The sequence below is a fragment of the Paenibacillus oceani genome (assembly GCF_014705615.1).
GTDB lineage: Bacteria > Bacillota > Bacilli > Paenibacillales > NBRC-103111 > Paenibacillus_AB > Paenibacillus_AB oceani.
The window spans coordinates 69,266-94,885 of the sequence record NZ_JACXJA010000026.1; the positions used below are offsets into that span (position 1 = coordinate 69,266).

The following is a 25,620-nucleotide window of genomic DNA, read 5'->3' on the forward strand; positions in this document are numbered from 1 at the left end:
CTATGTCGGAGGATACCAACAACCACGCCATGAATCGGCCGGAGGACGAATCGCTTGCACTGAACAAACGTATGAGCAGAAGACATTTATTGGCTTCGATCGGAGCGGCAGGCGCGGCGGCCGCCGCAGGCGGGCTATTGGCCGGAGCGTCCAAATCGTACGGCCAGTCTATCCCGGTGGCGAATGCGGTTTACGGGAAAGTCAGGGCCCATTCGGCGATGATGAATACGATGAACGCCGTCGGCTGCGTGGTCGTGACGACTTATGTGCAGCTTCGGGCGAATACGTTGCCCGATGCGAACGTCATTTATTACGTCAAGGACGCCGGGTATGAGGGCCACTTTTATTACGATGCCTCGGACGTTACGGCTCCCGATAATACCGGTCTGGTGCTCGTTTCGACTTCGGGGGCCCGGTTCAAGCGGATTGTGGAGACGGAATCGATCAACGTCAAATGGTTCGGAGCTGCCGGTGATGACGCGACCGATGATGCTGCGGCCATTCAAAAGGCGATCGACCATATACCGGCGAGCGGGGGAGTTCTGTACTTCCCTCCTGGCATCTACCGGGTCGGAACATCGCTGTCGTTATCCTCCAATTTGACTTTGCAAGGCTCCGGCATGTCGGTTACGGTGATCAGGGAGCACAGCAGCTTGACCGCGCGCATTTTTTATATCCTCGGATCGAGTGGCAGCCGCAAATCGAACATCTCGTTTTTCGATCTGACCATCCGCAACGGCACCGCCATTACCTCGGGTAACCCGACGATATCGCGCGACGGCGTTCGGGCGGAATATGTGGACGGACTCACGTTCGTCCGGTGCATGTTTACCGAGATCCAAGGTTTGTACGCGCTGGTCGTCAAGTATTGCACGAACGTTCTTGTCGAAGACTGCACGTTCTATCGCTGGTCTTACGGCGCCATGATGGTCATGGTGGAATGCGAGAACATTATCGTAACCGGGAGCACCTTCGATACGGCCACGACCACTTCGGCCGGAAACGCCTATACGTTTGCGACAGGCGGAGAACGGACGAACGAAGGCTCGTTTCTCGTCAAAAATGTATGGGTGACGAACAATAAATTTTTGAACAATCCCGCCTGGGAAGGGCTGGATACGCATGGCGGGGAAAACATTTGGTTTCTCGACAATTACATCGAGAATTGCAAGACCGGCATCCTTGCTGCAATCGGTGGCAGCTATGTCGCCAACCCGGTGCTCAGAAACGTGGTGATCGAAGGCAACGTGGTCGTTCAGGGAACCGGGGGGAACGGGTATTACGGCATTGTCGTGCAGGGAAAAGATACGAGTCCGGCGGAAGGTATCATTATTAACGGAAACCGGATTACGGGCTTCGGCGGTACGGTGGAGTCGGGCGATACGATTGGAGCGATTTCACTCCATTCTGTCCGAAATTTCAGTATAACGAACAATACGGCCGATGAATACGCTCAAAATGGGATTAATCTATATTATTATACGAACGACGGCGTGATCAGCGGGAACACGCTGCGAAATTGCCGGGGCGGGAAAACCGTTTCGACCGCAGCTATACGTCTTGCCTCCTGGGGGATTTACAACTGCCTGATCGAGAACAATACCGTCAGCCCGACAGATGCTTCCAAAAGACCGAAATTCGGCATCAGAGCCGATTCCCGCTTCCTATCCGTGCAACTGCGGAACAATGCGATCAAGCATTTGGCCGCAGGCGGCTCCGCGTACCTCGGGGCTGCCAACTTGCCCGTACAGTGGTCGGCTGCGCCGACCGATAATTTGACGCAGAAATTCGGCGATATGATCTGCAATGCGTCGGGCAAGCCGGAATGGTATGTCAGCGGGCCTGCAATCGGCTTCGGATCTCTTTACACGGGAGTGGTCGTAACGGCATCAATCAATGCGGGAAGTGCTACTTTGACCGCTTTGAATACTGTCAATGCGGACTACAGGGGCTTGCCGGAAGGGATGAATATAACGGTGGCCGGGGCCGGTGAGGGGGGAGCAGCGTTAAACGCCAGAGTAATCAAAAACAGCAAAACGACGATTGAATTGGACACGGCGGCAAGCACGACCGTTGCCACCGCGAACGTGACCTACCAAGGACTTACCCTAACGAGCTGAGCGTAGAAGGGAAGATGCATCCAACATAATAAAGTATTAGACTGACATGGCCGAGCTAACGGGCAGATTAGCTTCATTTGATACATACGTAAATTGCAAAATATGGCATGATAGTCATGATAGAATTAAATATAGATCCTCCGTGGAATTAGAAGGTTGGTGTGTAAAATGCAACAATTTTTTATAGGCATCGTCCTACCCGACGAATATAAACAACAAGTTATTGTATTTCGAGACCGTTGGGCCAGCAATGGTCTTAGGGAGGTCGTAGAGCCTCATATCACAGTAAAAGCCCAGAGCGGTCTCACCATAGACTTAGCCTGGCTAGATAAAGTTAGACGCACATGTTCAATATTTCCGAGATTCAAACTTTCGCTATCAGAGCCAAAGACCTTTGGGACGGCTGTGGCTTTTCTCAGCGTTGAATCTAAAGAAATATATGATCTCCACAGGTGTCTAATGGATGCAGTCGCGCCTTCTCCAGAACTTGTATTACGTTATGAGTTAGATGGATTCCATCCTCATTTGACTTTGGGACAAACTTTGTTCGGAATGGAAGACTCAGAAATTGAAGAAATGAAGAATCAAGCGAATAATGTCTTAGCTCCTTTCCCAACATTCGATGTGACTTTTGTTCGAGTGTATAAAGAGATTCAACCGAACAAATACCTGCCGTATGAAGATATCCAACTTGCTACTTGATCGTTGTTCCAGCTACATCGCTACGTTAACGGGTAGACCAGTTGACTAAACGACGGGTACGAGAGCTTCATGATCAGGCTGCCATCATCGACAGCCTATTGAGCTATTGGGCAGTAGATAACCGAAGGGAGAGTATAAATGAAAAGAGGGATCCAGTTAGAGATACCGAACGAATGGGGTAGCCATCTTGGAGAGGTACTGGAGCCTTTCAACATAAGTCACTTCGATTGGTACATTGGTGGAGAAGAAGCATATCAGTACACTGAGGGAGACGATTTTAAACCCTTGTTCCAAGGTGAGATATATGGAATGAAGGGGCAGGACCTCAGCGAAATTCTGAAATCAACCAGATATTATATAATCTTCGCAAATTTTAAGGCATATCCAAGGGGTGAAAGTATTGAAGATGTACTCACCTATGAAGAATTCCTAAAAAGCCAATGCCAGTTGGTTCTGATAGTCATCGATTCCTCGTATCTTACAGTTTATTGTAAGGACAACAAAATGCTTGATGATTTATACCTGAATGCCATTAGAAAAGGCTTTGAGAAAGTTGAGTATATTACCGACGAAAATGATTTTAGAACAAGGCTATCTGTGTGGTAAGCATATACGATTTGTTTGAACTAGCGTAGACGATAGTTCAATTGTTACCCGACGGCAGCCGGCCAAAATGTTCGGCTGCCGTCGTTGCGCGTGCGCTTGACAGCGCAACGACTAAGGAGTGAAAGTCTCCAGCACACCGCAAGGTGGCGGAAGTGCATAGATGAAGCCTGAGTCTATTAACCGGCAGTAATATTCAATAAGGAGTAACTCTCCGTTATCATTTAATTATCAGGCAATTGATATTGGCCCTGATTCCAATTTTATGAAATAATTGGTCGTATGAGAGAAGGCTCTGTGCGAAGGGCAGGATAGCCGAACAGAAGAACAAATTTAAAAATAATTGGAGGATTCGATATGACGGCTTGGCTTAACCTGGGAAGCCTCGTGCTTGGAGTAATTGCTTGGATACTTCCAATTATTAGTATATCCAGAAGGGATAAGCGCTCTAGAAATTGGGTTGCTCTTCCTATGGGGAGTCTTAGTGCTTGTTCCATTTCGTTGTTTTTCCAGATTTGCAGTTTCTATGAGCGCGTAAAGGCAAAGGATTGGTCTGCTCTTATGGATACAGTAAGTGTTATCGCATCTGTTCCAGCAATCCTGCTCATCGGTACAATCGTTCTAAATGCAGTTACCTTGTATGTTTATCGTGACAGAGCAGCACAATAGGATGTCCATCTTAGTAGTTTGTAAATATTCCGGAAAAGCAGTCTGTCCCGACCGGGGCGGACTGCTTTTCCTTGTGTGCCGAGCACATTTTAATTATGAAATCCGGTAAAACGCTCTTGACAATATAGAGTAGGGGGGTATAGTATAAGTATCGAACTCCGGTATATTTTGGGTCTAAAACAACCTCGTCACTGGACGGCCGTCGCGAGCGTTTGTTTTGGATTCCGGTATAATCGGGTGATTCGTAATCTGAGGAGGTTTTTACGATGGGGACTCAAGCAGCTCTTTCGCAAGCCGATCCAAGGCGCTGGAAGGCGTTGGCCTTGTTATGTCTTGCGAATTTCATTGTCATTATGGATACATCCATTATCGGGGTGGCGTTGCCGGCCATCAAAGAAGCGCTCGGATACACGCAGGAAAACCTGCAATGGATATTTAATGCTTACGTTATTTTCTTTGGCGGTCTTCTGTTATTGGGTGGACGTTTGTCCGATCTTTTTGGTCAGCGGCGTATATTTATGTGGGGATTTTTGATATTAACTCTGGCTTCTTTACTTGCGGGCCTGGCTTGGAACGAGGAATCGCTGAACGTTGGCCGCGCCCTCCAAGGATTCGGTTCCGCCTTGATTGCACCTTCGGCACTAACGATCGTCATGATGTTGTTTAGCGGCAATCCTAGAGAGCTCGGAAAGGCATTGGGCTTCTGGGGGGCTTCAGCAGCTGCGGGCGGATCGGCGGGGGTGTTCCTCGGAGGTGTTATTACCGAGTGGTTAAGTTGGCAATGGACATTTCTGATCAATGTTCCGGTCGGGATTATTGCCTTGCTAGTGGCCCCCGGTCTTCTGGGTAAAGGGACGCGCAGAGAAGGCAGCATTGATGTTGCAGGCTCTATTTCCGTTACTGCGGCATTGGTTCTGGTTGTGTACGGCATCGTTACTGCAGAACACAACGGCTGGGGATCGCCTTCCACCGTATGGACGTTAGTTATGGGGGCCGCCTTGTTCCTCCTTTTCCTGATTATCCAGGCCGTAAAAAAAGAACCGCTTGTCCCATTACGAATCTTTAAAGCGCCAAACCTGGCTGCCGGCAATATCGCGCTCATCATGCTGTCCGGAGGATGGATACCTCTATGGTACTTCCTCAACCTCTACATGCAGCAAGTCCTGAAATTTTCCGCTTTCGCCGGAGGGGTTGGCTTGCTGCCGATGACGATATTAATTGCCATTTTCATGATATTCATTACAGGTAAATGGATCGGAAAGTTTGGTATTAAAGCAAACTTGGTTATAGGATTGATTGCGCTCGGGGGTTCGATGCTCCTGTTCTCCGGCAACACGCCTGCGGACGGCAATTTCGTCATGAATGTGCTCCCTGCTTCGCTTCTGGGCGCTCTCGGAATGTCTCTTGCCTACATCCCGGCTACAATGGCCGCTATGTCGGGCGTTAAGCCGGAAGAGGCGGGGCTCGCATCGGGGCTTGCTAATACGAGCTACCAGATCGGCTCGGCGATCAGTCTGGCCATCATGGTTGCGATCGCGGCCTCATCGACAGCCGCCCATACAGGAGGCGATCCTGTTGCAGCTCTAAATGATGGATTTCATCAAGCGTTCTTTTGGTCCGGCATCGTAGCTTTTGCCGGTGCGCTATTAGCGCTACTGTTTATCCATTCTCCCAAACAAGGGGCATCAAATGCTCCCACAGCCATGTAAATGGCAACCGGTCCGCAGCCAGACTCCTAGTTGGCTGGATCAGACGGCAGCCAGTAGAATGGCTGCGTTGTCACGGCGGGTACAGTGTCTCAAATCCAGGCAGGCTAGCCAGCATCGGATTGTGGCACCTGTTAAGCTTAACGTGGTCATGCGATTATTGGAGCCTACAGATGAATAACAGCAAGCTTGTTGCGAGTGCTGCATTGACTGCTTTCCTTAAACCTATTATTATGGTATCAAATAGGGAATGGTGGTATATATGCAGTGATGATGATGACTGTGTTCTTGACAGAGGTACAAGGTTAATACATTTAACTAATAACGTACGAGCGTGATTCAAGCACTCTACTATGGCTAGTAGGGATTGATTTGCTATGCAGACGTTCGTGCATACCTCACTTGAACACCATTATCATCACTGCTTCGTAAAGGATGTGCGGAACAAAGATGTATATTTTGTTTCAGCATTCTTGCGTCCAAAAAGTCGTGGGTGAACAATGTTCATCTGCGGCTTTTCTATATCCACTACCTATTTGATTGAGGAATCACGGGATCGAGATTAACTTAATGACATGAAGGGGGATGGAACCATGTCTGCCTATGAAAAACCGAGCTTGGCGATTAGCGAAATTGAAGAAGTGCTGCGGAATCATTTTGGACCGGGTGTGGCTGAAATTACTCCGCTGGCTGGCGGCAACTTGAGTAGCGTGTTTTCATTCGTTTACGAAGATAAAGGGTATTGTGTGAAATTCAGCGATCTGGCCGGCGCATACGAGACGGAATGTTACGTCTCCGACTTGCTATCGGGCCAAGGAATCCCTTTTCCGAAATGTATGGTGCTAGGGAACACCGGCCGATTGGCTTACGTGATCATGGAGCGGATAATCGGACTCAATCTAGGGGATTGCACGGAAGAGGAACAACTCCATCAATTGCCGGAGCTTATCGGCATCTTGGCGAGTCTGGCCGATGTGGAAGTCGGATCAACATCCGGCTACGGATGGATCAGGCCGGACGGTAACGGAACCTACGAATCTTGGAAAGATTTTGTCGTTGCATTCAATGCGGAAGATCAGACGGGGACGTTCTGGGAGAACTGGCACGATCTTTATCGCACGTCTTGCCTGGAGAGAGACGTATTCGAAGAGATCTATAACCGGTTGATGGCCTACGTACCGTATAACGAATCGTACAGAGGGTTTATCCACGGTGATTTTCACCAATGGAACATGTTGTCGGACGGCAAGCGGATTACCGGCATCATCGACGGCAATTGCATGTACGGAGATTGCCTCGTGGACCTTGCCATTCTCGATCGGCATATGCCGAGGAGCGGCGTCATTCAGAGGTATCAAGACTATCTAACGAAGGCCGGCAAGGTGATTCCGGATTTCAAGGAGCGGTTGCTCGGCGCCTATTATTTCAAGGGACTCGATGGACTTCGATTTTACGCGAAGATGGGATGGAAAGACGCCTATTTGGGCACGCGACAATTTCTTTTGAACCTGACTTAAGCGACAGGGAATGGATGGAGGAGTTGAAGGGTGGTCCTAGGTGTCCATTAACTGAAACGGATACCAGCCATCCATGTATTACATGTAGTGGACACTTCATTAAGGGATTGGTACATTATATACATACCCACGTTGTTGCGGCCAGCGTATTTATTCCAACTGTATAAGGAGAGATGATGATGTACACAAGCATGCATGCATTTCTGGAAGATTGCAAGCAAGAGGCAGAGCTAACATTGAAAGTATTGGACAAGCTGACGGACGAATCGTTGAAGCAAGCCGTTTCGGACGCTCAGCCGCGGACGCTGGGCGAACTGGCCTGGCATCTGGTGGGTAGCTACGGAGCTTTTCTTAATTCGGCAGGTCTGAAGATGGAAGGTCCGGACCTTTCGAAGCAACCCGCTTCCGCTGCCGATATCGCCAACAATTATCGCAAGGTTCATGACAGTGCTTTATCGGCATTGAAGGAGCAATGGACGGACGCCAAGCTTCCGGAGAAGGTGGTACTGTTCGGCTTTATCGATACGACACATGCCGGTGTGTTGCAATTTTTGATCCGCCATCAAATCCATCATCGCGGCCAGATGACGATTCTGATGCGTCAAGCGGGACTTGAAGCTCCCGGCATCTACGGACCGAACGAAGAGGAAACCGCAGCTATGCGTGCAGCCCGCGCGAACAAATGATAGATCTATTGAACAGGCAGCGGCGATCCAGACAGCTGTAACCAAGGGCATCGTTGCTGGATATGGAATGATGTAACCTCATAGTAGTAACAAATAAAAGAAGGCAACCTCTATCCAAAAAGGAACGGGGTTGCCTCTGATTGTGCGCCCAGCATAGGTGCTATCTGCAGAGTTCAAGTCTCGAAGCTGCCCCGGCACGTTCCTTCGCATCATTCACCGATAGACCCGTTAAGCTGAACCATACCCAGTTCCGGCAGCTTTTCTGTTCGGACAGTTTAACTTCAATGATACTTCCTCTCGCCTATTTATCCGTGGACGTATAAAGTGATTGTAAGAGCAGAAGAACGGAGAGATAACCGAACAAGGGAGGAGCCGAAGCCGATGAATGAAACAGAGATCCGGTATGAGCGCTTTAGGGAACAGGATGAACAGGCGGTCAGACAATTAATAAGTCTTGACGTCGACGCGGGTGAAGACATGCTTCGTGTGCTTGCCAAAGAACCGAAATGGTTTCTTACCGCACGCATAGGGGATCAGCTTGTTGCGCTGGGCCAAATGAACGAGCCTGCACCCCAGTCCTACATCACGGTGTTTGTTGATCCGCTGCTGCGCAGGCAAGGAATCGGTACGGCTATGGTGAAATATATGGAAAGCGAATTGCGGGCGGGCGGAACTGAGAAAGTCAGGAGTTCCTTTCGTGCTGGTCGTCCATCCTCACTTGCGTTTGCGCAAAAGCTTGGGTTTGACCCGTACTTTTCATCGGCATACATGCAGCGGACCGGCGAGCCCTTTCCCTTGGAGGATATTCCGGCGAGGGTGTACACGGACGAAGACTATATAGCCAGTCAGGCGTTTTATGCGGCAGCTTTCCATGACATGCGCGTCCGTGTCGGCCGCTTTCCCGATTCCGTCATTGCCCCGCCGAGTGAAAAGGAACGCAGACTCTGGAGGGAAGAGGCGGAAGACCGTTTTGTTTACGAAATCAACGGGGAGATCGTCGCGTATAGTCACATTTCCGGTAATGAGCTGAGCAGTATTTCCGTCCGTACGGATGTTCAAGGGCGCGGAATCGGAAGAACATTTACGAGGTATCTATGCAACGAGATCTACCGGCGTGGGCATACGAGTGTCAACTTGTGGTGTGTGGTCGGGAATTATGCGAGGAATCTGTACGACAGCCTGGGCTTTACAGAATCGTATACGATGGATCTGGTGCGGAAAACGCTATAAATCTGCCGGATTAGACGGCGAACTCGTTGGGTAATTCTGAAAATCGTCGGGAGTTGTAAATGGTGGAATCCCTTATTGCACAGGCTCGTGCATTTTTGGCCGACCCGGGTTTCGATTGGTACATCTGTGGTGGGGGCGCAATCGATGTGTTTCTCGGCAAGCCGACAAGAATTCATAAAGATTTGGATATTGCGGTATTTTGGGAGGATCGAAATGCAATCATTGCGTTCATGCTGGCTGCGGGCTGGAGGGTACTGGAAGCTTGTGGCAGGGGAGTAGTCCGCGAGTTGTTTGAGGTGCAGCCGCTTGCTGAGAAACGAAATCTCTTCTGTATTACGTCCAAGGAGGATCGTTGTACCTTAGAGCCGATTGGGGACGGAACGTATCGGTTTGGTTTGGAAAAGAAGGAGCAGCGAGATTTCACCTACATCGAATTTCTTTTTAATCAGAGGGATGATCACGATTTGTATTTGCCGGGAAACGCAAACTTAAAAAGAAAGCTGAATCAGGCTTTACTGGAGTCCGGCGAGGTCCCATATCTGGCTCCTGAAGTTGTACTGTATTATAAAGCGAGGTACTTTGAATATAGTCCGGAACCGTGTGATCATTACCAGGATTTCACTATTTCTTTACCGGTTCTTGATGAGGAGCAGAAGCAATGGTTAAGAAACTCTCTTGAAAGGGAGTATGTCGACGGACACGAATGGCTTGAAAGACTGTAGCCATTCTTTAAGCTAAAAGTGCGGCCGGTTGCTGCCTCTTAAAGGAAGCTCTCAGCCCTCTCGCTACGCTTATGAGTGGATGATAGATTAAAATAGCAATTTATAAGAAATCAGGCTGCCACGGGCATGCTATAATAGGTGCGGGTACAATGTGAGTATGATTTGAGAACATACCGATTAGGAGGTTAATCATGGGAACAAGTAATCCGGTAACGATAACCGTGGAAGCGATCGTTCATTCTCCCATCGAAAGCGTATGGACCAATTGGACGGAACCGAAGCACATCATGCAATGGAACAAAGCTTCAGATGACTGGCACACGCCACATGCCGAGAATGATCTGAGGGTCGGCGGTAAATTCCTCTCGAGGATGGAAGCCAAAGACGGGAGCTTCGGATTCGACTTCAGCGGCGTATACGACGAAGTAAACCTGCACGAGAACATCGCCTATACCATGCCTGACGGTCGTAAAGTGAAAAGTGTATTTACCCGCCAAGGCAACGACACGAAAATTACGACGTTGTTTGACGCCGAGCAGACCAACTCCGTCGAGATGCAGCAAGCCGGATGGCAAGCGATCTTGGACAATTTCAAAACCTATGCGGAAACTGCAAAAGCATAAATCCATAGATTGTCTTTGAAGCGCATGCCGATTGTCGGCATGCGCTTTGCTGTGTCCCGGCAAGGCGGATCCCCGTGGAATTAGTTTCCGGTTATACGGTCAAACAATAATCGAAATGTCAATATAAACAACAATAATATATTTAATATTAGTATTTATTTATTGAATTTCGATAAATTTAGTGGTAAATTCAAATTAATTTCAATGATAAGCGAGGGGCTTTTATGAAACGAGGAACCACATTATTTTTAAAGGCAGCGGTCATCCTTATTGGACTCCCGGTTCTAGTTTTGTGCATATTTGTCGTGCCTGAGATTGCGAATTACACAGCGGGATTGTATCCGGATATGGCTTTTTTGAAATATTTCCTTTTGACCGATTTGTATGCGTCGGCGATTCCTTTTTACTTTGCTCTGTATCAAGCGTTTAAGCTTTTAAATTACATTGACAAGAACAAAGCCTTCTCGGAACGGTCGGTGCAGGCGCTAAAGAATATTAAAAATTGTGCGATCGTAATCAGCGGCTTGTACGTGGCCGGCTTGCCGCTGTTCTTTCTCATGGCGGAGAGGGACGATGCCCCGGGAGTTATCCTAATCGGATTGGTCGTCATTTTTGCCTCCATGGTCATTGCCGTTTTTGCCGCCGTTCTCCAAAGGCTTTTAAAAGAAGCGATTGATATAAAATCTGAAAATGATTTGACGGTCTGAGGTGGATACCATGGCGATTATAATTAATATCGATGTGATGCTGGCCAAAAGGAAAATGAGCGTGACGGAGCTTTCGGAGAGAGTCGGAATTACGATGGCGAACCTTTCCATATTGAAAAACGGAAAGGCGAAAGCGATTCGCCTATCAACGTTAGAAGCGATTTGCAAAGCTTTGGACTGTCAGCCTGGGGATATTTTAGAGTACCAAAGTGATGAAGACGCTCAAGGATCTCATGGATAAAGGAGAATTGCTCATGATGGGACGATTGGCAAAAGCAAGCCTGCGGATGGCGCTGACGCTCCCATGGACCGGCTCCCCGGTCAGAAATTCGTGGTGTGGTGAGAAGCAATGGTGAGGGGATTGCAGCAGTTCGTTCGTTTTGGTTGGGAGCAGGCATGGTCTTGTTTGTTTCCCGTCGTTATTTTCGCATCGCTGGCTCTAACGCAGCTGATCGAGATCCCCGGGCTTCCGAGGTACGATTTGCTGCTGCTCATTTGCCTGGTTATGCAGGTGTGGATGGTTTATTCCGGTCTTGAAACGCGTGATGAACTCAAGGTGATCACCTTGTTTCACTTGATCGGCCTGACCCTGGAGATATTCAAGGTGCATATGGGTTCGTGGTCGTATCCTGAAGAGGCATACTCGAAGGTGCTTGGCGTTCCGTTATACAGCGGATTTATGTACGCGAGTGTGGCGAGTTACCTGTGCCAGGCGTGGCGCCGGTTAAAGGTCGAGCTGGTTCGATGGCCGCCGTTCCCGGTGGTAGTACCGCTTGCGGCTATGATTTATTTAAACTTTTTCACCCACCATTACTGGATCGATGTGCGCTGGTGGCTGTCGGCGCTTGTCCTTCTCGTATTTTGGCGGACCTGGGTCACGTACGAGGTGGGGGGAACGCGATACCGGATGCCGCTTGCGCTTTCTTTTGCGCTGATCGGATTTTTTATTTGGATCGCGGAAAACGTCGCTACGTTTTTCGGAGCGTGGGAATATCCGGATCAGTCTGCATCGTGGCGACTCGTCCATGTGGGCAAGGTGAGCTCATGGCTGCTGCTGGTGATTGTCAGCATCTTGATTGTAGCGACTCTTAAGCTGGTGAAGGAACGGCAGACCCCTGCTTCAAACGATTTTGAATGGGATAGCGGAGCCGATAGTTTCATATCCAAGTAAGACTGGGCTGCCGGTATGGATCGGCAGCCTTTGCTGCCTGACGGGAGTTTAGTCGTTCGGTGAATCAAGACAGCAATCCAAAAGTAATCCAAGCCTGATTGATATGCTACGATTGAAAAAAAAGGAGTTGACCAATGATGGCAGTAATACTTTCCCCTTATTTAAATATGGAAGGAAACGCGAGGGACGCTATTCAGTTTTATGAACAAGCACTTGGTGCCGAAGTTCTCTCGATCCTTACATACGGAGAGATGCCGGAAATGCCGAATACGTTCAATGAGGACCTGAAAAATCTGGTGGCCCATGCTAAGCTGCGAATTGGCGAATCGGAACTTATGCTTTCCGATGCTCCAAGCGGCTCGTCTATTCCGAAGGGTAAACAGGTAACCATTTGCATTTCAACTAACGACGTGGAACAATCAAGACGATTTTTTGAAGCCTTAAGGCAAAACGGTCAAGTGAATATGCCGTTTGGAGAAGAGGTCTTTAGCCCAGGTTTCGGCGATGTAACTGACCAATTCGGGGTGACCTTTCAAATTTATACGGAAGGTTAAAGCGGGTATTGTTATAAGAGCCCCACTAGGAAAGCAGAGGATCAGTATCTTGATCGAATTAGAGTGGTACCACGGGAAAACTTCTCGTCTCTTCGGAGACGGGATTTTTTGTTTTTACAAAAGACGGTGAAGAGGAGCTCTAATTGATCAAGACATCATCTCGCGTAAGCTTTATCGAGGGCCAATTCGAAACCGATGTTATGATGAGTATATTGGAGCATGAATATCGGGAGCTGTTTCAGTAACTTAACGAACGGAACCGCTTCGGTAAACCGGTTCGAAAGGGAGGCGCTTATGAACAGACTGGTTGTTGTAACGGTAGGCAAAACTCATAGCGGAAAGACGACTTTCGCCGCGAAGTTAGAGGCGCAGATGCACAACGCCATTGTCATCGATCAAGACAATCACGCCGCGTTTATCAACACGTACTACAAGTCGCTGCGTCCGAAAGAAGGGCCGAATACCCTCAAATACGCCGTCACGCAAACGATTGTCGATTATGCGGCGGATCAGACCGATTGCCATCTGATCTTGTGCAATTCCAACCTTGCCCGAAAAGGCCGTATAGACGTCTTGAACTATTTTCGCAGCAAAGGGTTTAGGAGTATACTCGTTTATTTGGATATTCCAGATGAAGTGCTCCTGGCGCGCGTGGCCGGAAGTCAGAGAAGCAAAGCGATCTTCCGCAGCGCTTCGACATTCGAAGAGGTGCTTGCCCGGCAACAGTCGGAGTCCCATAAGCCAGAAATGGCGCCGCCGGCAGAAGGCGAAGCTGATCATTTGTTCACGATCAGAACCAGCGAAGAAGTTCCTGCAGTCATTGGAAAAATTTTGAGCATTTCTGGGCGGTCGTAGGGGAGATGATGGAGCTGCAAAGCTATTATGAAATGGAGCGGACTGGATTGCGGGGAGCCCCGTATGCCTTTGCTCCCGATTGCCGAATCGGACGAAAAGCGGGTGGCGCTGCTTCATAAGAAAATCGCCGACTATGTGAAGCTGTGTAATTGAAAGTCTCGTACGCATAAACGGCAGCCAAAGACGTCCATGTCTTCGGCTGCCGTTAGCTGTGACAGGAGTGCAGGTAAAGGTAAGTTACAGGAGCGGGTCGTTGTGCGATGAACCTTAAATGTTGAACGGGCGGGAAGATATGCGTAGTCGTAGAGAGTGCTTTAACACCAGCGAAGGTGTGGTCGGTTGCTTTATTTTTTGCCTAACAGCTGCTTGTCGATCTCTGCTGCAAGATCCGTTAACGAGGCCATAACTTCGGTTTCCGTCGTCGCGGTAAACAGTCGATTATCCGCTATCTTAACCGAGTTGAGTGCAGCATTCCGGAAAACGATCGGTTTGATCCCGTGTTCCAATTCCCCGGCCAGTACGTCCATCCCGGGAACCTGATGCTGTCCCGATTTTTGAAAAGCCGATTTGACGGTCAACAGATCCTCTTTGATCCACTCTTTTTGGAACGGGCTGTCGCCGTTCAGAATGACATCTTTTATAAATTTCCAAGCCAACGCCTTCAGCTTGGAGGACTCGCTTATCGAAAGCAAGCCATCGGAATGCCGAGCAGCTTCCCGTTTACCTTCGCCATCTCGACCATATTCTCGTAAAGATCGTCCGTTGTCATTTTATCCGCTTTAAATAAAGGAATCAGATCGGCGGCAAACGCTCTTTGCTCGTTCAGTACCGGATCAAACGGACCAAAAATAATTTCGATCAAGAGACTCCTCAACTACCGGGGAAGGAGTGATGCCCGGTGCACCGGATCAAAGAAGCCGTCCCGTTCACAGTGACGGAACCGAAGAGGGCCCAGCTAGACGCACAACGACTGAACCAAGCCTATGAAACGCTGCTCCGGACGTTTCCCAGCCTCTACAGCCTCCTGATCGTCAAGGATGCGCAGCTCGTCTTCGAACGATACGCGCCGCAGGTCGAGCCGACCGCTGCCTACAGCATCAAATCCATCACGAAGAGCGTCATGAATGCGCTCGCTGGCATCGCCATTCGGGACGGTCTGATCGCTTCCGTCGATCAGCGTATCTCCGACCTGGTTCCGAAGTTGCCGGAGAAATGGCTGGCGAACATTGACGGAGTTACCGTAAAGCATCTGCTAACGATGACGCATGGCTTACATGTCGAGGAGAACAGCCCGGAGATGTTGGAGGTCTGGAAAAGCAGCAATTGGATCGGCGCCATACTTGACAAGCCGCTCGCCCACTCGCCGGGCGAACGTTTCCTTTACTGCACTTGTTCCACGCATCTGCTATCTGCAATTCTGACACAAGCAGCGAAGGTTCCGCTTGCCTATTACGCCAGCCGGAAGTTATTCCGGCCGCTCGGCATCCAGTTCCGCCGGAAATTATTCGGGTCTCTCGGCATCCAGTTCCCGGTCCCATGGGAGCAAGCTCCTGAGGGGCTCAACTGGGGCGGCAATAATATGTTCCTTACACCCCGCATCCTTGCGCGTTTCGGCCAGTTGTATTTGGCGGACGGCATCTGGAGCGGCCAGCGACTCCTCCCTGCCGGATGGGTCGACCAATCCTTCCAAAAGCAATCTACCGGCTGGTCCGGGTACGCCGCTTACGGCTGCCTGTGGTGGATCGGCTGCGTGGATGGAATAAATTATGCCTTTGCCTCCCGTTACGGCGGGCAGTACGTCTATGTCATCCCTGAGCTGAAGAGCGTTATCGTCCTGACGGCCAACTCCGATGCCAGCATCGCTGAAATGCAGGCGACGACGAATCCTGTCATTAAGGACCCGGCTTGGATTCCGAGGCGGTTTCTGATGGAGAGCTCGCTCACCTAACGGACAGTTTTGTGCAAAAGATAATAAACATATAGGCGATTAACCCTGAAGGAAATCGGATTGAATTGAAGGATTAGTTTTACTCAATTACACAAGACGGCAGCCGGCACTCGATCGGCTGCCGTTTTCTGGTTGAAGTAACGGGCAAGGATAATTCGAATCTCAGTATATTGCTTCAGCCGCTCGTTCAGCCTCCCGCTCTGATTGGTTCGGGCCTCCAGGACGCTGTCGCAGAAAAAGTATACTAATTGAACGAAGGCAGCCGCAAAGGAAGGGAATCGACCATGACATTGTCCGACCTGAAGGGCAATAGTTAATATCGTTAGTTTCACTTGAACAACAACATACAAATTTGTTGTTTAATGCTCACGGGACGACCGAGTGTGGGAGTATCCCCCACACACAAGATTCACACAATAGAAGATATGCAGCATAGTAGTTGAAGATATAAATCCGTTCAGAGCAACCGCTATTGACAAACCAACTACTACGTGTTACTTTGTAGTTGTAGTAAGTAATACTTTATACCAGTTATACAGAATAGCAAGGGGCGATTGTGCTGGAAAATCTAACGGAAATGCTCAAAGGCGTGCTTGAGGGCTGCGTCCTTGAAATTATAAGCCGCGAAGAAACCTACGGCTACGAAATCACGCGGCGGCTAAACGCCCTCGGCTTCACAGATGTTGTGGAGGGAACGGTGTACACCATCCTGATCCGGCTCGAAAAAAACAAGTTGGTGGAGATCACCAAGAAGCCCTCCGACATGGGACCGCCTCGAAAGTTTTTCGCGATCAACGACGCGGGCCGCGAGGAGCTTCGGAAGTTCTGGGAAAAATGGGAGTTCGTATCATCAAAAATTAACGAGTTAAAGGAGAAAAAATAATGAATTTTTGGGAAAAAATAACTGGCAGCGACATGACTAAGGAAATGAAAACTTTTGAATCGAGAGCCAAAAAGCTGCCGGCTGATTATCAAGCGGCATGGGAAAAAATAAGTGCGAATCTTTGGGCGTACTCCGATTTCAGCGGTCGCAACCTCATGCCAATTCTCGACGGCGTTCTTGGCCTGCTCGAAGAAGCGGCGGCTGACGGTCAGAGCGTCCAAGAGGTTTTGGGTGACGATATCCAAGGCTTCTGTTCAGCGCTTGCCGGCGAAGAAGGGGCAAAATCTTATCGCGACAAGTGGCGCGAGCAGCTCAACCATAATATCGCTAAAAAATTGGGTAAATAGGAGGATAAGTATGAGAATACAAGATATCATCCAAGGCAAAAAAGAATGGCGAGCGCACGTGGCGCGTGTCAAAAGGCTCCCACAAGATTATCAGATCGTTTATAAAGAGATTCAAAAATATTTCTTTAAGGTCGGACCCGTTGAACTAACCGAAGGTACGGGTTTGCTATCGGGGATTGTCGATCTTTTTGAAGAGGGCGCGGCCTTGGGGAAAGGCGTGCTCGATGTGACGGGAAGTGACGTAGCGGCTTTTTGCGACGAACTAATCAAAGATTCTAAAACTTACGCTGACATCTATCAAGACTCTGTTAACCAAGAAGTTAGCAAGGCAATGAAAAAGGTTACGGATAAAAAAAAGGAAAAGGGGGGATAACGGGATGGAAAAAGCAATTCAAGTGAAAGGTCTGCGAAAGTCTTTCAAGGACAAAGAAGTCCTAAGGGGCGTCGATTTTGAAGTGAAGCAGGGTGAGATTTTCGCCCTGCTTGGCTCCAACGGCGCAGGCAAGACGACGATTGTCAGAATTCTCGCCACGCTGCTCAAGCAGGACGGAGGCACCGCCACCGTGAACGGATTTGACGTCGCGTCAAGACCCGAGAATGTGCGGCATGCGATCAGCCTGACCGGGCAATTTGCCGCCGTAGACGAGATATTGACCGGGCGGGAAAATCTGATCATGATCGCCAAACTGCGACACCTTAAAAATCCGCGTCATGTCGCAGATGATTTACTGAATCGCTTCGGGTTGAACGACGCCTCCGACCGAAAGGTGTCAACCTATTCGGGCGGTATGCGCCGCAGGCTCGACATTGCCATGAGCCTGATCGGAAAACCGCAGCTTATTTTCCTCGATGAGCCGACCACCGGGCTTGACCCCGAGGCACGCATTGAGGCCTGGAAAATTGTTAAAGAGCTTGCCGACGGTGGAACGACGGTATTCCTGACCACTCAATATTTGGATGAGGCTGAACAACTAGCCGATCGAATTGCCATTTTGCATGAAGGCAGGATTATTGCCAACGGCACGCTTCAGGAACTGAAAAAGCTGTTCCCGCCCGCAAAGGTGGAGTATGTGGAAAAACAACCTTCATTGGAAGAGATTTTCCTCGCAATTATCGGTAAAAAGGAGGCAATGTAAATGGAGACGGTAAAGAGTCACTTTTTTAGCGACATGAGCGTGATGCTTGGACGCTCCATGCGTCATATTTTCCGCAGCATGGACACCATCATCACGGTCTGCATCACTCCGGTTGCGATGATGCTGCTGTTTGTCTATGTGTTTGGCGGCTCAATCCAAACCGGTACGGATAACTATGTGAACTACCTGTTGCCCGGTATCCTGCTGATTGCGATTGCAAGCGGTATATCCTATACGGCTTACCGTCTGTTTATGGATAAGCAGCGGGGCATCATTGAGCGGTTCCACTCCATGCCGATTGCGCGTTCCGCCGTGCTGTGGGGGCACGTGCTGACCTCGCTGGTATCCAACGTCATTTCTCTTGTCGTCATCATTCTCGTAGCGCTCATTATGGGCTTTCGGTCGTCGGCAGGGGTTCTGCCATGGCTCGCCGTAGCCGGTATACTCGTACTGTTTACGCTGGCTTTGACTTGGGTCGCGGCGATTGCCGGTTTGTCCGGAAAAACGGTGGAAGGTGCAAGCGCATTTTCCTATCCGCTTATCTTCCTGCCGTTTATCAGCTCGGCCTTTGTGCCGACCGATTCGATGCCGAAGGTCGTTCGCGCTTTTGCCGATAACCAGCCGGTGACTTCAATCGTGGAGACCATCCGTGCTCTGTTGTCAGGTCAGCCTGTGGGCAACGATATATGGATCGCGCTGGCGTGGTGCGTCGGAATTATGCTCGTGGCTTATATCTTTGCGATGCGCGCGTACAAACGGAAAGCAACTTAATGCTTATAGGCATTAAAAATAATGATAAACATCAAGTAAAGGCCCCCACTTACAATTTGAAGATTAAATTTCAGGATCAAACAACAAAAGCTTTCCATCTTTCATTAGAACTAGCGGAGACGATAGCTCAACCGGTATACAACGGCAGCCGGCCAAAAGTTCGGCTGCCGTCGTTGCGAACGGGCAGATTATTTATATAGGTTACCCATCCGCTGACTAACGGCGTTCATCGGAAGACGTTAATTCGTACAGGCTGCGCACCTCGCACTGAAGCGTATCGGCGATCGAAATCGCGAGCTTAAGAGACATCACTCTTTTATTGTCGATAAAATCACCCAGCCGCTCCCGTCTCACTCGCAGTTCAAGCGCCAGCCGTTCCAGCGGCATTCCTGCTTCCTGAAGTCTTTCTTCCAGCAGGCAACGGCCCAGTTCGTACTTCAATATGCATATGCCCCTCTCAGAAAAAATCGTCCAACGAATTTTATGATTTCCTATCCGCTTTTGCTTCATCCCCGGCTTGGATCTCGGAATTACCATTTTATACGATTCTAAATGCCTTCTCAAAGCCTCTCAGATCGTCTCGGTACGAGGCATCTGTTTACGGAAATCGCTCGGTGTTACACCGTTGCTTTTCTTAAACATGCGGTAGAAGTACGAACTGTTCGTAAATCCGGTCAGTTTGGCGATGTCCGCCACGGAATAATCGGATTCCAGCAACAGCTGCTTAGATTGATTCATGCGCACCTCTTGAATGGCGTCCGTCAGTGTGAAAAAAGTCAGCTGTTTGTACAGGCGGCTTATATAGATCGGCGACATGTCCAGTTCGTCCGCAATCGAGTTCAGGCAAAGGTTCGGATTCGCATATTCCCGATCGATGATCTCATTGATACGTTTGATCAAATCGGTTTGTTTCGAATTTTTCTTCGCCTCTAGCTGTTTGCTTAATTGATCGAATATCCCGAAAAATTGTGTCGTTATTTCTTCGATGACTTCCACCTGGTTCAACGAGGCAAGCGCAGAGTCGAAGTCGGCTTCGACGACGATCGCGTTATTCTTCTGAATCGTTTTCAGGACGTTGATGACGGTGAACGTCAGATGAGAAATCGTCAGTTGGACGACGGTATACGGGTATTCCCCCGTAGCACGCACCATTTCCGAGTAAATGGCCTTGGCTTCTTCGCTTTTCCCCGTCATTAGGCAATCGACCAACTGCTTTTCCCGGTGGACCGGAAACGCGTAATCCTTCAGCTTCAAGTTCATGATGTCTTCCGACCAGATCAGGCAGCCATGGCCGTAAAACAGCCGGTGAAGGGAAGCTTCTTTGACCTGGTTGTACATCAGGATACTTTGGTTGAGGGACGATCGAACCGGGCTTACGGTGACGGAAACGGATACTTTAAGATGTTTCTGAACTTCTTCCTGCATTAATTTCAGCATGCTTATCAATGCGTTTCTATCCGATAGTCCCTGAGGATCGTCGCTTGCGAGCAATAAAAGTACGCGATCGTCGCCAATATCGACACCTTCGGCATGATACGAGGAGGAGCTTATTTCTCCGCAAATGTTCATGATGGCGTATTTTACCAGCTTAAGATGGTCCCGGTAATAATCGGCGCACTCCGCAAAACGGTCCAACTTGAGCAAGATGAGTCTGGAGGGGTGATCCGCCCGGATGGTGAAGCCGAATTCGGTCAACTTATCCTGCAGCGCTTCCGGGCCATAGGCCTCCCTGCGAAGCACAATACTCCGTAAAAAGTGCTGCTTTACGATATGCTGGTTGTTTCTCCGCTCGATTTCAAGCGATTTTAATTGCTTGAGCACTTTATCAATCGGTCCATACAGTTTGCGGGTAGCAGCAACGGACAGCAGTAACCCGAACAGTAGCACCATAAAGCTGAAGGCAATCGTTTTGGTCCTCATACTCGTAATCTCGCGCGTAATCTCCGAATAAGGTGTCGTCCGCACATACCTCCAGCCAAGCGAATCCGGGGCTGTGTAAGAAACGAGCGATTTGACGCCGTCAACGATATCCACGAAATAGTCGGAGGCAGCGCGGTTATCCAGAATGTTCCGAATATAACCTTTCCCGGAGTAATCGGTCAACATCGGATCGTCGCCGCTGCGCGAAAGCAAAATGCCTTGCTCATTCATAATGAACATTCTGGCGCCGAAGTCGGCGGTTAAGCTGCCGAAATCTTTATTGACCCACGACTCGGCAATATTGAGTACGACGGCGGCGCTCGTTTTTTTCTCGAGCATATCAAACGATAAATAGGAGTAGCTGCTTACCTGTTTTCCATCGCCGATTGCATATATTCTCGGTATCGGATAATACGGACGGTATTCCTGAATGTTATGGAAAATGTCTACAATTCCCCGGTCGTCCAATTCCTCCTCCGTTTGGCTTCCGTTTCGGAACGTGTCTGAGCTGATATAGTACATTCCGGAGCTTGCATTGTACACATAGATCGATTCGATAAACGGCATCGATAGCCGGTAGTTGTGCAATTGCTGCATCGCTAGTGTTACATCGTAAATGTCCGGCTTCGGGAAGAAGATCAGCTTGGAGATCGTCAAGTCTCCGTAAATTTGAAACGATAGCGTCTTTGCCGTATCTGTCATCTTCGCCACCTCCCGACTCGTTTGTTTCAGAGAGTTCAAGTCGGAACGGGATACTTGCCGGATGGCGATGTTTTCAAAGTTCATGATGAGCAGCGTGGAAGAAATGAGCAGAGTAATGACTGTACTAACCACAAGGCTGATCAAGATGTTTTTGTACAAGCTCCTATTCTCGCGTTGACTCACCCGCTTCTCATCCCCTCAAAAAGTCATTCCAAAAAAGTATATCTTACATGCCGCCCGTGTTGCCATAGGGAGAGTGAAAAAGTAGAAAGAACACATAAAAGTGCGAATTGTTCACTCCGGGAACAAGCGCGATAAGGGCGAAAACTTCATGTTTATGACGCAATGTGGAGTTTAATTGCGCCTGCTTTCCTTGTACGATGGGGAACGGATGGGCAGGCACGCTATCAGACGTATCTTCCGCCTATCCTATTTATAGCCGGGGAGGACAGATTTCGTGTCGAAGCGAGGATTTTGGAATGAACTGAATAAAAACAAGCTTATGTTTCTAATGCTGCTGCCGACTCTTTTGTTTTTTTTCGTCAATTCGTATGTTCCGATGGTCGGCATCTATTTTGCGTTTACGAGATTCGATTTTCACGGCGGGCTGTTTGGAAGCCCTTTTGTTGGGTTGGACAATTTTAAATTTTTGTGGAAGTCCGGTAAGCTTGCGGAGCTCACACTGAACACGATCGGCTACAATTTGGCTTTTATTGTGCTCAAAAACGTGTTGGCCATCGGCCTGGCGATTTTGCTTAGCGAAATCCACGGGAAGCTGTTCAAAAAAATATCGCAATCGATTTTGTTTTTGCCGTATTTCGTATCGTTCGTCCTGCTGAGCGCCATCTCATACAACATGTTCAACTATGAAACCGGCTTTGCCAATACGTTTCTGAAGTCGCTCGGCATGCAGCCGTTCAACTTTTATGGCGCGCCGTGGGTGTGGGTCATCCTGCTCGTAGTGTTTTACCTGTGGAAGCATATCGGCTACAGCATGATCATTTATTTGGCGTCCATAACTGGAATCAGCGACGAGTATTACGAAGCGGCCCGAATCGACGGAGCTACTTTGCTGCAAAGGATTCGGCATATAACCGTCCCGATGCTGAAGCCGACATTCGTCCTTCTGCTTCTGTTTTCTCTCGGCAGCATCATGAAGGGGCAGTTCGATCTGTTCTATCAACTGATCGGAAACAACGGCCTATTGTTCGGCAGCACCGACATTATCGATACGTACGTGTTCCGGTCACTGAAAGAAACGTTTGATATCGGCATGGCGACCGCGGCGGGACTGTATCAATCCGTATTCGGCTTCATTCTGATCGTGACTGTTAATTACATCATCAAAAAAATAAACGAGGATTACGCCTTGTTTTAACTTGAGGAAGGAGGTTCGGTTATGAACGTGAGAGCTTCGGAGAAATCCGCCGCCTTTAGCGTGCTCGCCTACACGGTCGTCGCGTTGGCAGCAATCGTCTGTCTATTTCCATTTTTGCTCATCTTGTCCGGGTCTTTGACTCTGAACGAATCGATCATCAGGGATGGATACCGGCTGATCCCGAAACAATTTTCGCTCGAGGCCTACAGGACGATTTTCGCTACACCCGGTCCGATTCTGAGGGCCTACGGCGTGACGACTTTCGTGACGGTAGTCGGTACGACGATCGGGCTGTTCATGACGACGATGGCCGGGTACGTCCTGCAGCGCAAAGACTTCAAATACCGCAATAAGGCCATGTTCTTTATTTATTTTACTACGCTGTTCAGCGGAGGGCTCGTACCCTGGTACATCATGATGACCTCGTACTTGCATTTGACGAATACGTACATGGCGCTCATTTTTCCCGGTTTGGCTTCGCCGTTTCTGATCATATTGATGAGAAGCTTCATCAAGTCAATTATTCCCGACGAGGTGATCGAATCCGCGAAAATCGACGGTGCGAACGATTTCGGCATTTATTTCCGCATTGTTCTCCCCCTCGCCATGCCGGGCATCGCCACCATCGGGCTGTTTATGGCTCTCGGGTATTGGAACAGCTGGTTTTCATCGTCGCTGTTCATCAACGACCCTAGCAAATACGAGCTTCAGTTTTACTTGTACAACATCATTAATACGATGTCATTCCTGGCCGATCTGGGGGTAAGCTCCGGGGTCACGCTGTCAAGCGACATTCCGATGGAGTCAACGAAGCTGGCCATGTCGCTCATCGTAACAGGGCCGATTCTGCTGCTCTATCCGTTCGTGCAGCGGTATTTCGTCAAAGGCTTGACCATCGGCGCCGTAAAAGGTTAGACCCGGCTTCAACCGCTTTCTGCGGCACGCCGGCTGACATAGTATGATAAACTTTTAGAAAGTAGAGGGAGGCATCACATGAAAGGAAGGACAATGCACATCTTTGCGCGATTCGTCGTCGTGGCGCTCGCAGTCGTGCTGTTTGCCGGGTGTACCGGCAAAACGCAGAACGCCGGGGAAACCGCGAATACGGCTGGTATGGGCAAAGAACAGGACTTTTCGAAAAGGGTGGAACTGCAATTTTACATGCTGGGGGACCCGCCGAAAGATTTGCCGATCATCGAAGCGAAAATTAACGAGCTAGCTTTGAAAGACTTGAACGCCACGGTAAAATTCAATTACATTTCGTGGACCGACAATACGACCAAGTACAAACTGCTGCTTACGTCCGGCCAGCCCATCGACCTGATCTATACGGCGAACTGGTTCGGTTACCAGCAGTACGCGAAGAAAGGCGCTTTTCTGCCCCTGGACGAGCTGCTGCCCAAGCACGCGCCTAAATTGCACGGATTCGTGCCGCAGGATATGTGGCACACGGCCAGGATCGACGGCAAAATCTACACAGTACCTTCGACGTACAAAGAGTATACGACGGGGGGCTTCATCTACAGGGAAGACTTGAGACAGAAGTTCAATCTGCCGAAGCCGGAATCGATTCCTTCCTTTGAAGCTTATTTGGACGGAATCAAGAAAAACGTTTCGGATTTGTTCCCGCTCGCTTCCGGCTTCAATATGCGCAACTACTTGGAGCTTACCATCGATCCCGCCGGATCGTTCCCTTACGGGATGACGGCTTCCTACGGTAACCCCCGCGAGATGACGGCATATTGGGGTTCGCCGGTCCATCTGGAAGGATTGAAAGTAGCGAAGAGATGGGCGGATAAAGGCTTCTGGTCCAAAAACGTGCTAAACGAAAAAGAACTGGGCAACAATCTGGTCATCGGCGGCAAGTCCGCGGCGCTGTTCTCTCACAATCCGTCCATGTTTAACGACATGAACACGAAGACGCAAGCGGCGCATCCGGACTGGAAGCTGGCATACTCGCCGTTTCCGTTCATCAAAGGATACGCGACGCCGGTTACGCCGATCGGTAACGGTTTCGCCATTCCGAAGAGCAGCCCGAATCCGGAGCGGGCCATCGCCTTCTACGAAAAGCTCGTGACCGATAAAGAGTATAACCGGCTCACCGAATACGGAATCGAAGGGGTCAACTACAAGGTCGATAACGGGTATTACCAAATGATCGGAGACAGTAAATCGAACGGCTTCCCGCGCGAGGCGATGAATGGCTGGTCGTGGCGGAATCCGGAATATATGCTGTTCGACAAAGGGTACGACGGGGTCAAAGCAATATTTGCGCAGCTGGACAAAATCGCCAAGCCTGATATTTATTCCGGATTCGCCGAAGACTATACGGCTTATCAAGCGGAAAGAGCCGCGCTGGAGCAGGTGTCCAAGCAGTATCTTGCGCCGCTCGAAATGGGACTTGTCGAAGATGTGGAAGCGGGTCTGAAGCTGTTTATTGAAAAAGCCAAAGCGGCAGGGCTGGAAAAAATCCAAACTGAATATAAAAAGCAGTGGCTTCAATATTTGGACGAATCCGGCATGAAATGAGAATGGAAATTGCCCGAAACTCCTATACAGAGAGGATGATAAGGTTCATTAAAAAACCGATCGTGTTGTTGGTTGCTGCAGTCAGTATGTTAGCCGGGTGCAGCGGAGGACAAGATAGCAAAACCGGTCAAGCTGCGAACT

The 25,620-nt window shown here is 49.3% G+C and carries 28 protein-coding genes; 24 read left to right on the top strand and 4 right to left on the bottom strand.

The window, feature by feature from the left end:
* Positions 1-2: 2 nt before the first annotated feature.
* From IDH45_RS18755 to IDH45_RS34700, 15 genes are all read left to right on the top strand, one after another.
* Positions 3-2,120, top strand: a complete 2,118-nt coding sequence (locus tag IDH45_RS18755) for a right-handed parallel beta-helix repeat-containing protein (protein ID WP_190929658.1) — start codon at positions 3-5, stop codon at positions 2,118-2,120.
* Between the two features lie 168 nt (positions 2,121-2,288).
* Positions 2,289-2,822 (top strand): 2'-5' RNA ligase family protein, encoded by a 534-nt coding sequence (locus IDH45_RS18760; protein ID WP_190929659.1) that lies wholly within the window; start codon positions 2,289-2,291, stop codon positions 2,820-2,822.
* 138 nt (positions 2,823-2,960) lie between these two features.
* Positions 2,961-3,428, top strand: coding sequence for a DUF2691 family protein (locus tag IDH45_RS18765; RefSeq protein ID WP_190929660.1), 468 nt, complete (start codon positions 2,961-2,963; stop codon positions 3,426-3,428).
* Between the two features lie 932 nt (positions 3,429-4,360).
* The gene (locus IDH45_RS18770) at positions 4,361-5,803 is read left to right on the top strand and encodes an MFS transporter (RefSeq protein ID WP_190929661.1); all 1,443 of its coding nucleotides are present in this window, start codon (positions 4,361-4,363) and stop codon (positions 5,801-5,803) included.
* 590 nt (positions 5,804-6,393) lie between these two features.
* Complete coding sequence (locus IDH45_RS18775; protein WP_190929662.1) at positions 6,394-7,317, top strand: phosphotransferase family protein; 924 nt, start codon at positions 6,394-6,396, stop codon at positions 7,315-7,317.
* Positions 7,318-7,496: 179 nt separating this feature from the next.
* Complete coding sequence (locus IDH45_RS18780) at positions 7,497-8,003, top strand: DinB family protein (RefSeq protein WP_190929663.1); 507 nt, start codon at positions 7,497-7,499, stop codon at positions 8,001-8,003.
* A 381-nt stretch (positions 8,004-8,384) separates the two neighbouring features.
* Positions 8,385-9,233, top strand: a complete 849-nt coding sequence (locus IDH45_RS18785) for a GNAT family N-acetyltransferase (RefSeq protein ID WP_190929664.1) — start codon at positions 8,385-8,387, stop codon at positions 9,231-9,233.
* Between the two features lie 59 nt (positions 9,234-9,292).
* Complete coding sequence (locus IDH45_RS18790; protein ID WP_190929665.1) at positions 9,293-9,955, top strand: nucleotidyltransferase domain-containing protein; 663 nt, start codon at positions 9,293-9,295, stop codon at positions 9,953-9,955.
* A gap of 191 nt (positions 9,956-10,146) precedes the next feature.
* Positions 10,147-10,578 carry an SRPBCC family protein gene (locus tag IDH45_RS18795; protein WP_190929666.1) on the top strand — a complete coding sequence of 144 codons (432 nt, stop codon included), beginning with the start codon at positions 10,147-10,149 and terminating at the stop codon, positions 10,576-10,578.
* Between the two features lie 224 nt (positions 10,579-10,802).
* A complete protein-coding gene (locus IDH45_RS18800; RefSeq protein WP_190929667.1) occupies positions 10,803-11,285 on the top strand; it encodes a DUF2975 domain-containing protein in 483 nt (160 codons plus the stop codon).
* A 10-nt stretch (positions 11,286-11,295) separates the two neighbouring features.
* Positions 11,296-11,526, top strand: coding sequence for a helix-turn-helix domain-containing protein (locus IDH45_RS18805; RefSeq protein ID WP_190929668.1), 231 nt, complete (start codon positions 11,296-11,298; stop codon positions 11,524-11,526).
* Between the two features lie 111 nt (positions 11,527-11,637).
* Positions 11,638-12,456, top strand: a complete 819-nt coding sequence (locus IDH45_RS18810; RefSeq protein ID WP_190929727.1) for a DUF817 domain-containing protein — start codon at positions 11,638-11,640, stop codon at positions 12,454-12,456.
* A 137-nt stretch (positions 12,457-12,593) separates the two neighbouring features.
* Positions 12,594-13,010 carry a VOC family protein gene (locus tag IDH45_RS18815; protein ID WP_190929728.1) on the top strand — a complete coding sequence of 139 codons (417 nt, stop codon included), beginning with the start codon at positions 12,594-12,596 and terminating at the stop codon, positions 13,008-13,010.
* A gap of 294 nt (positions 13,011-13,304) precedes the next feature.
* A complete protein-coding gene (locus tag IDH45_RS18820) occupies positions 13,305-13,865 on the top strand; it encodes an ATP-binding protein (RefSeq protein ID WP_190929669.1) in 561 nt (186 codons plus the stop codon).
* Positions 13,866-13,892: 27 nt separating this feature from the next.
* Positions 13,893-14,018 carry a hypothetical protein gene (locus tag IDH45_RS34700; RefSeq protein WP_263364834.1) on the top strand — a complete coding sequence of 42 codons (126 nt, stop codon included), beginning with the start codon at positions 13,893-13,895 and terminating at the stop codon, positions 14,016-14,018.
* Positions 14,019-14,209: 191 nt separating this feature from the next.
* Here the strand turns inward: IDH45_RS34700 and IDH45_RS18825 are convergent, their stop codons facing one another.
* Both IDH45_RS18825 and IDH45_RS18830 read right to left on the bottom strand, forming a co-directional pair.
* A complete protein-coding gene (locus tag IDH45_RS18825) occupies positions 14,210-14,521 on the bottom strand; it encodes a hypothetical protein (protein WP_190929670.1) in 312 nt (103 codons plus the stop codon).
* A gap of 23 nt (positions 14,522-14,544) precedes the next feature.
* Complete coding sequence (locus IDH45_RS18830; RefSeq protein WP_190929671.1) at positions 14,545-14,727, bottom strand: hypothetical protein; 183 nt, start codon at positions 14,725-14,727, stop codon at positions 14,545-14,547.
* Positions 14,728-14,763: 36 nt separating this feature from the next.
* Between IDH45_RS18830 and IDH45_RS18835 the strand changes: the two genes are divergently transcribed.
* From IDH45_RS18835 to IDH45_RS18860, 6 genes are all read left to right on the top strand, one after another.
* Complete coding sequence (locus tag IDH45_RS18835; protein WP_190929672.1) at positions 14,764-15,813, top strand: serine hydrolase domain-containing protein; 1,050 nt, start codon at positions 14,764-14,766, stop codon at positions 15,811-15,813.
* Positions 15,814-16,390: 577 nt separating this feature from the next.
* A complete protein-coding gene (locus IDH45_RS18840; RefSeq protein WP_317891237.1) occupies positions 16,391-16,696 on the top strand; it encodes a PadR family transcriptional regulator in 306 nt (101 codons plus the stop codon).
* Complete coding sequence (locus tag IDH45_RS18845; protein WP_190929673.1) at positions 16,696-17,043, top strand: DUF1048 domain-containing protein; 348 nt, start codon at positions 16,696-16,698, stop codon at positions 17,041-17,043. Before IDH45_RS18840 ends, IDH45_RS18845 begins: the two co-directional genes overlap by 1 nt.
* 10 nt (positions 17,044-17,053) lie before the next feature.
* Entirely contained in the window at positions 17,054-17,416 is a 363-nt protein-coding gene (locus tag IDH45_RS18850; RefSeq protein WP_190929674.1) for a DUF1048 domain-containing protein, read from the top strand.
* Between the two features lie 4 nt (positions 17,417-17,420).
* On the top strand, positions 17,421-18,179 hold the full coding sequence (locus IDH45_RS18855; RefSeq protein ID WP_190929675.1) for an ABC transporter ATP-binding protein: 759 nt from the start codon (positions 17,421-17,423) through the stop codon (positions 18,177-18,179).
* Complete coding sequence (locus IDH45_RS18860; protein WP_190929676.1) at positions 18,180-18,950, top strand: ABC transporter permease; 771 nt, start codon at positions 18,180-18,182, stop codon at positions 18,948-18,950.
* Between the two features lie 216 nt (positions 18,951-19,166).
* Here IDH45_RS18860 and IDH45_RS18865 read toward each other — a convergent pair whose 3' ends face one another.
* Positions 19,167-19,391, bottom strand: a complete 225-nt coding sequence (locus tag IDH45_RS18865; RefSeq protein ID WP_190929677.1) for a helix-turn-helix domain-containing protein — start codon at positions 19,389-19,391, stop codon at positions 19,167-19,169.
* 129 nt (positions 19,392-19,520) lie between these two features.
* Positions 19,521-21,755: an AraC family transcriptional regulator gene (locus IDH45_RS35005; protein WP_190929678.1), complete on the bottom strand. Its 2,235-nt coding sequence runs from the start codon at positions 21,753-21,755 to the stop codon at positions 19,521-19,523.
* A gap of 319 nt (positions 21,756-22,074) precedes the next feature.
* Here IDH45_RS35005 and IDH45_RS18875 point away from each other — a divergent pair, with 319 nt between their 5' ends.
* From IDH45_RS18875 to IDH45_RS18885, 3 genes are all read left to right on the top strand, one after another.
* Positions 22,075-22,950, top strand: a complete 876-nt coding sequence (locus IDH45_RS18875) for an ABC transporter permease (protein WP_190929730.1) — start codon at positions 22,075-22,077, stop codon at positions 22,948-22,950.
* A 21-nt stretch (positions 22,951-22,971) separates the two neighbouring features.
* A complete protein-coding gene (locus tag IDH45_RS18880) occupies positions 22,972-23,865 on the top strand; it encodes a carbohydrate ABC transporter permease (RefSeq protein ID WP_190929679.1) in 894 nt (297 codons plus the stop codon).
* Positions 23,866-23,943: 78 nt separating this feature from the next.
* Positions 23,944-25,479: an extracellular solute-binding protein gene (locus IDH45_RS18885; RefSeq protein WP_190929680.1), complete on the top strand. Its 1,536-nt coding sequence runs from the start codon at positions 23,944-23,946 to the stop codon at positions 25,477-25,479.
* Positions 25,480-25,620: the final 141 nt, after the last annotated feature.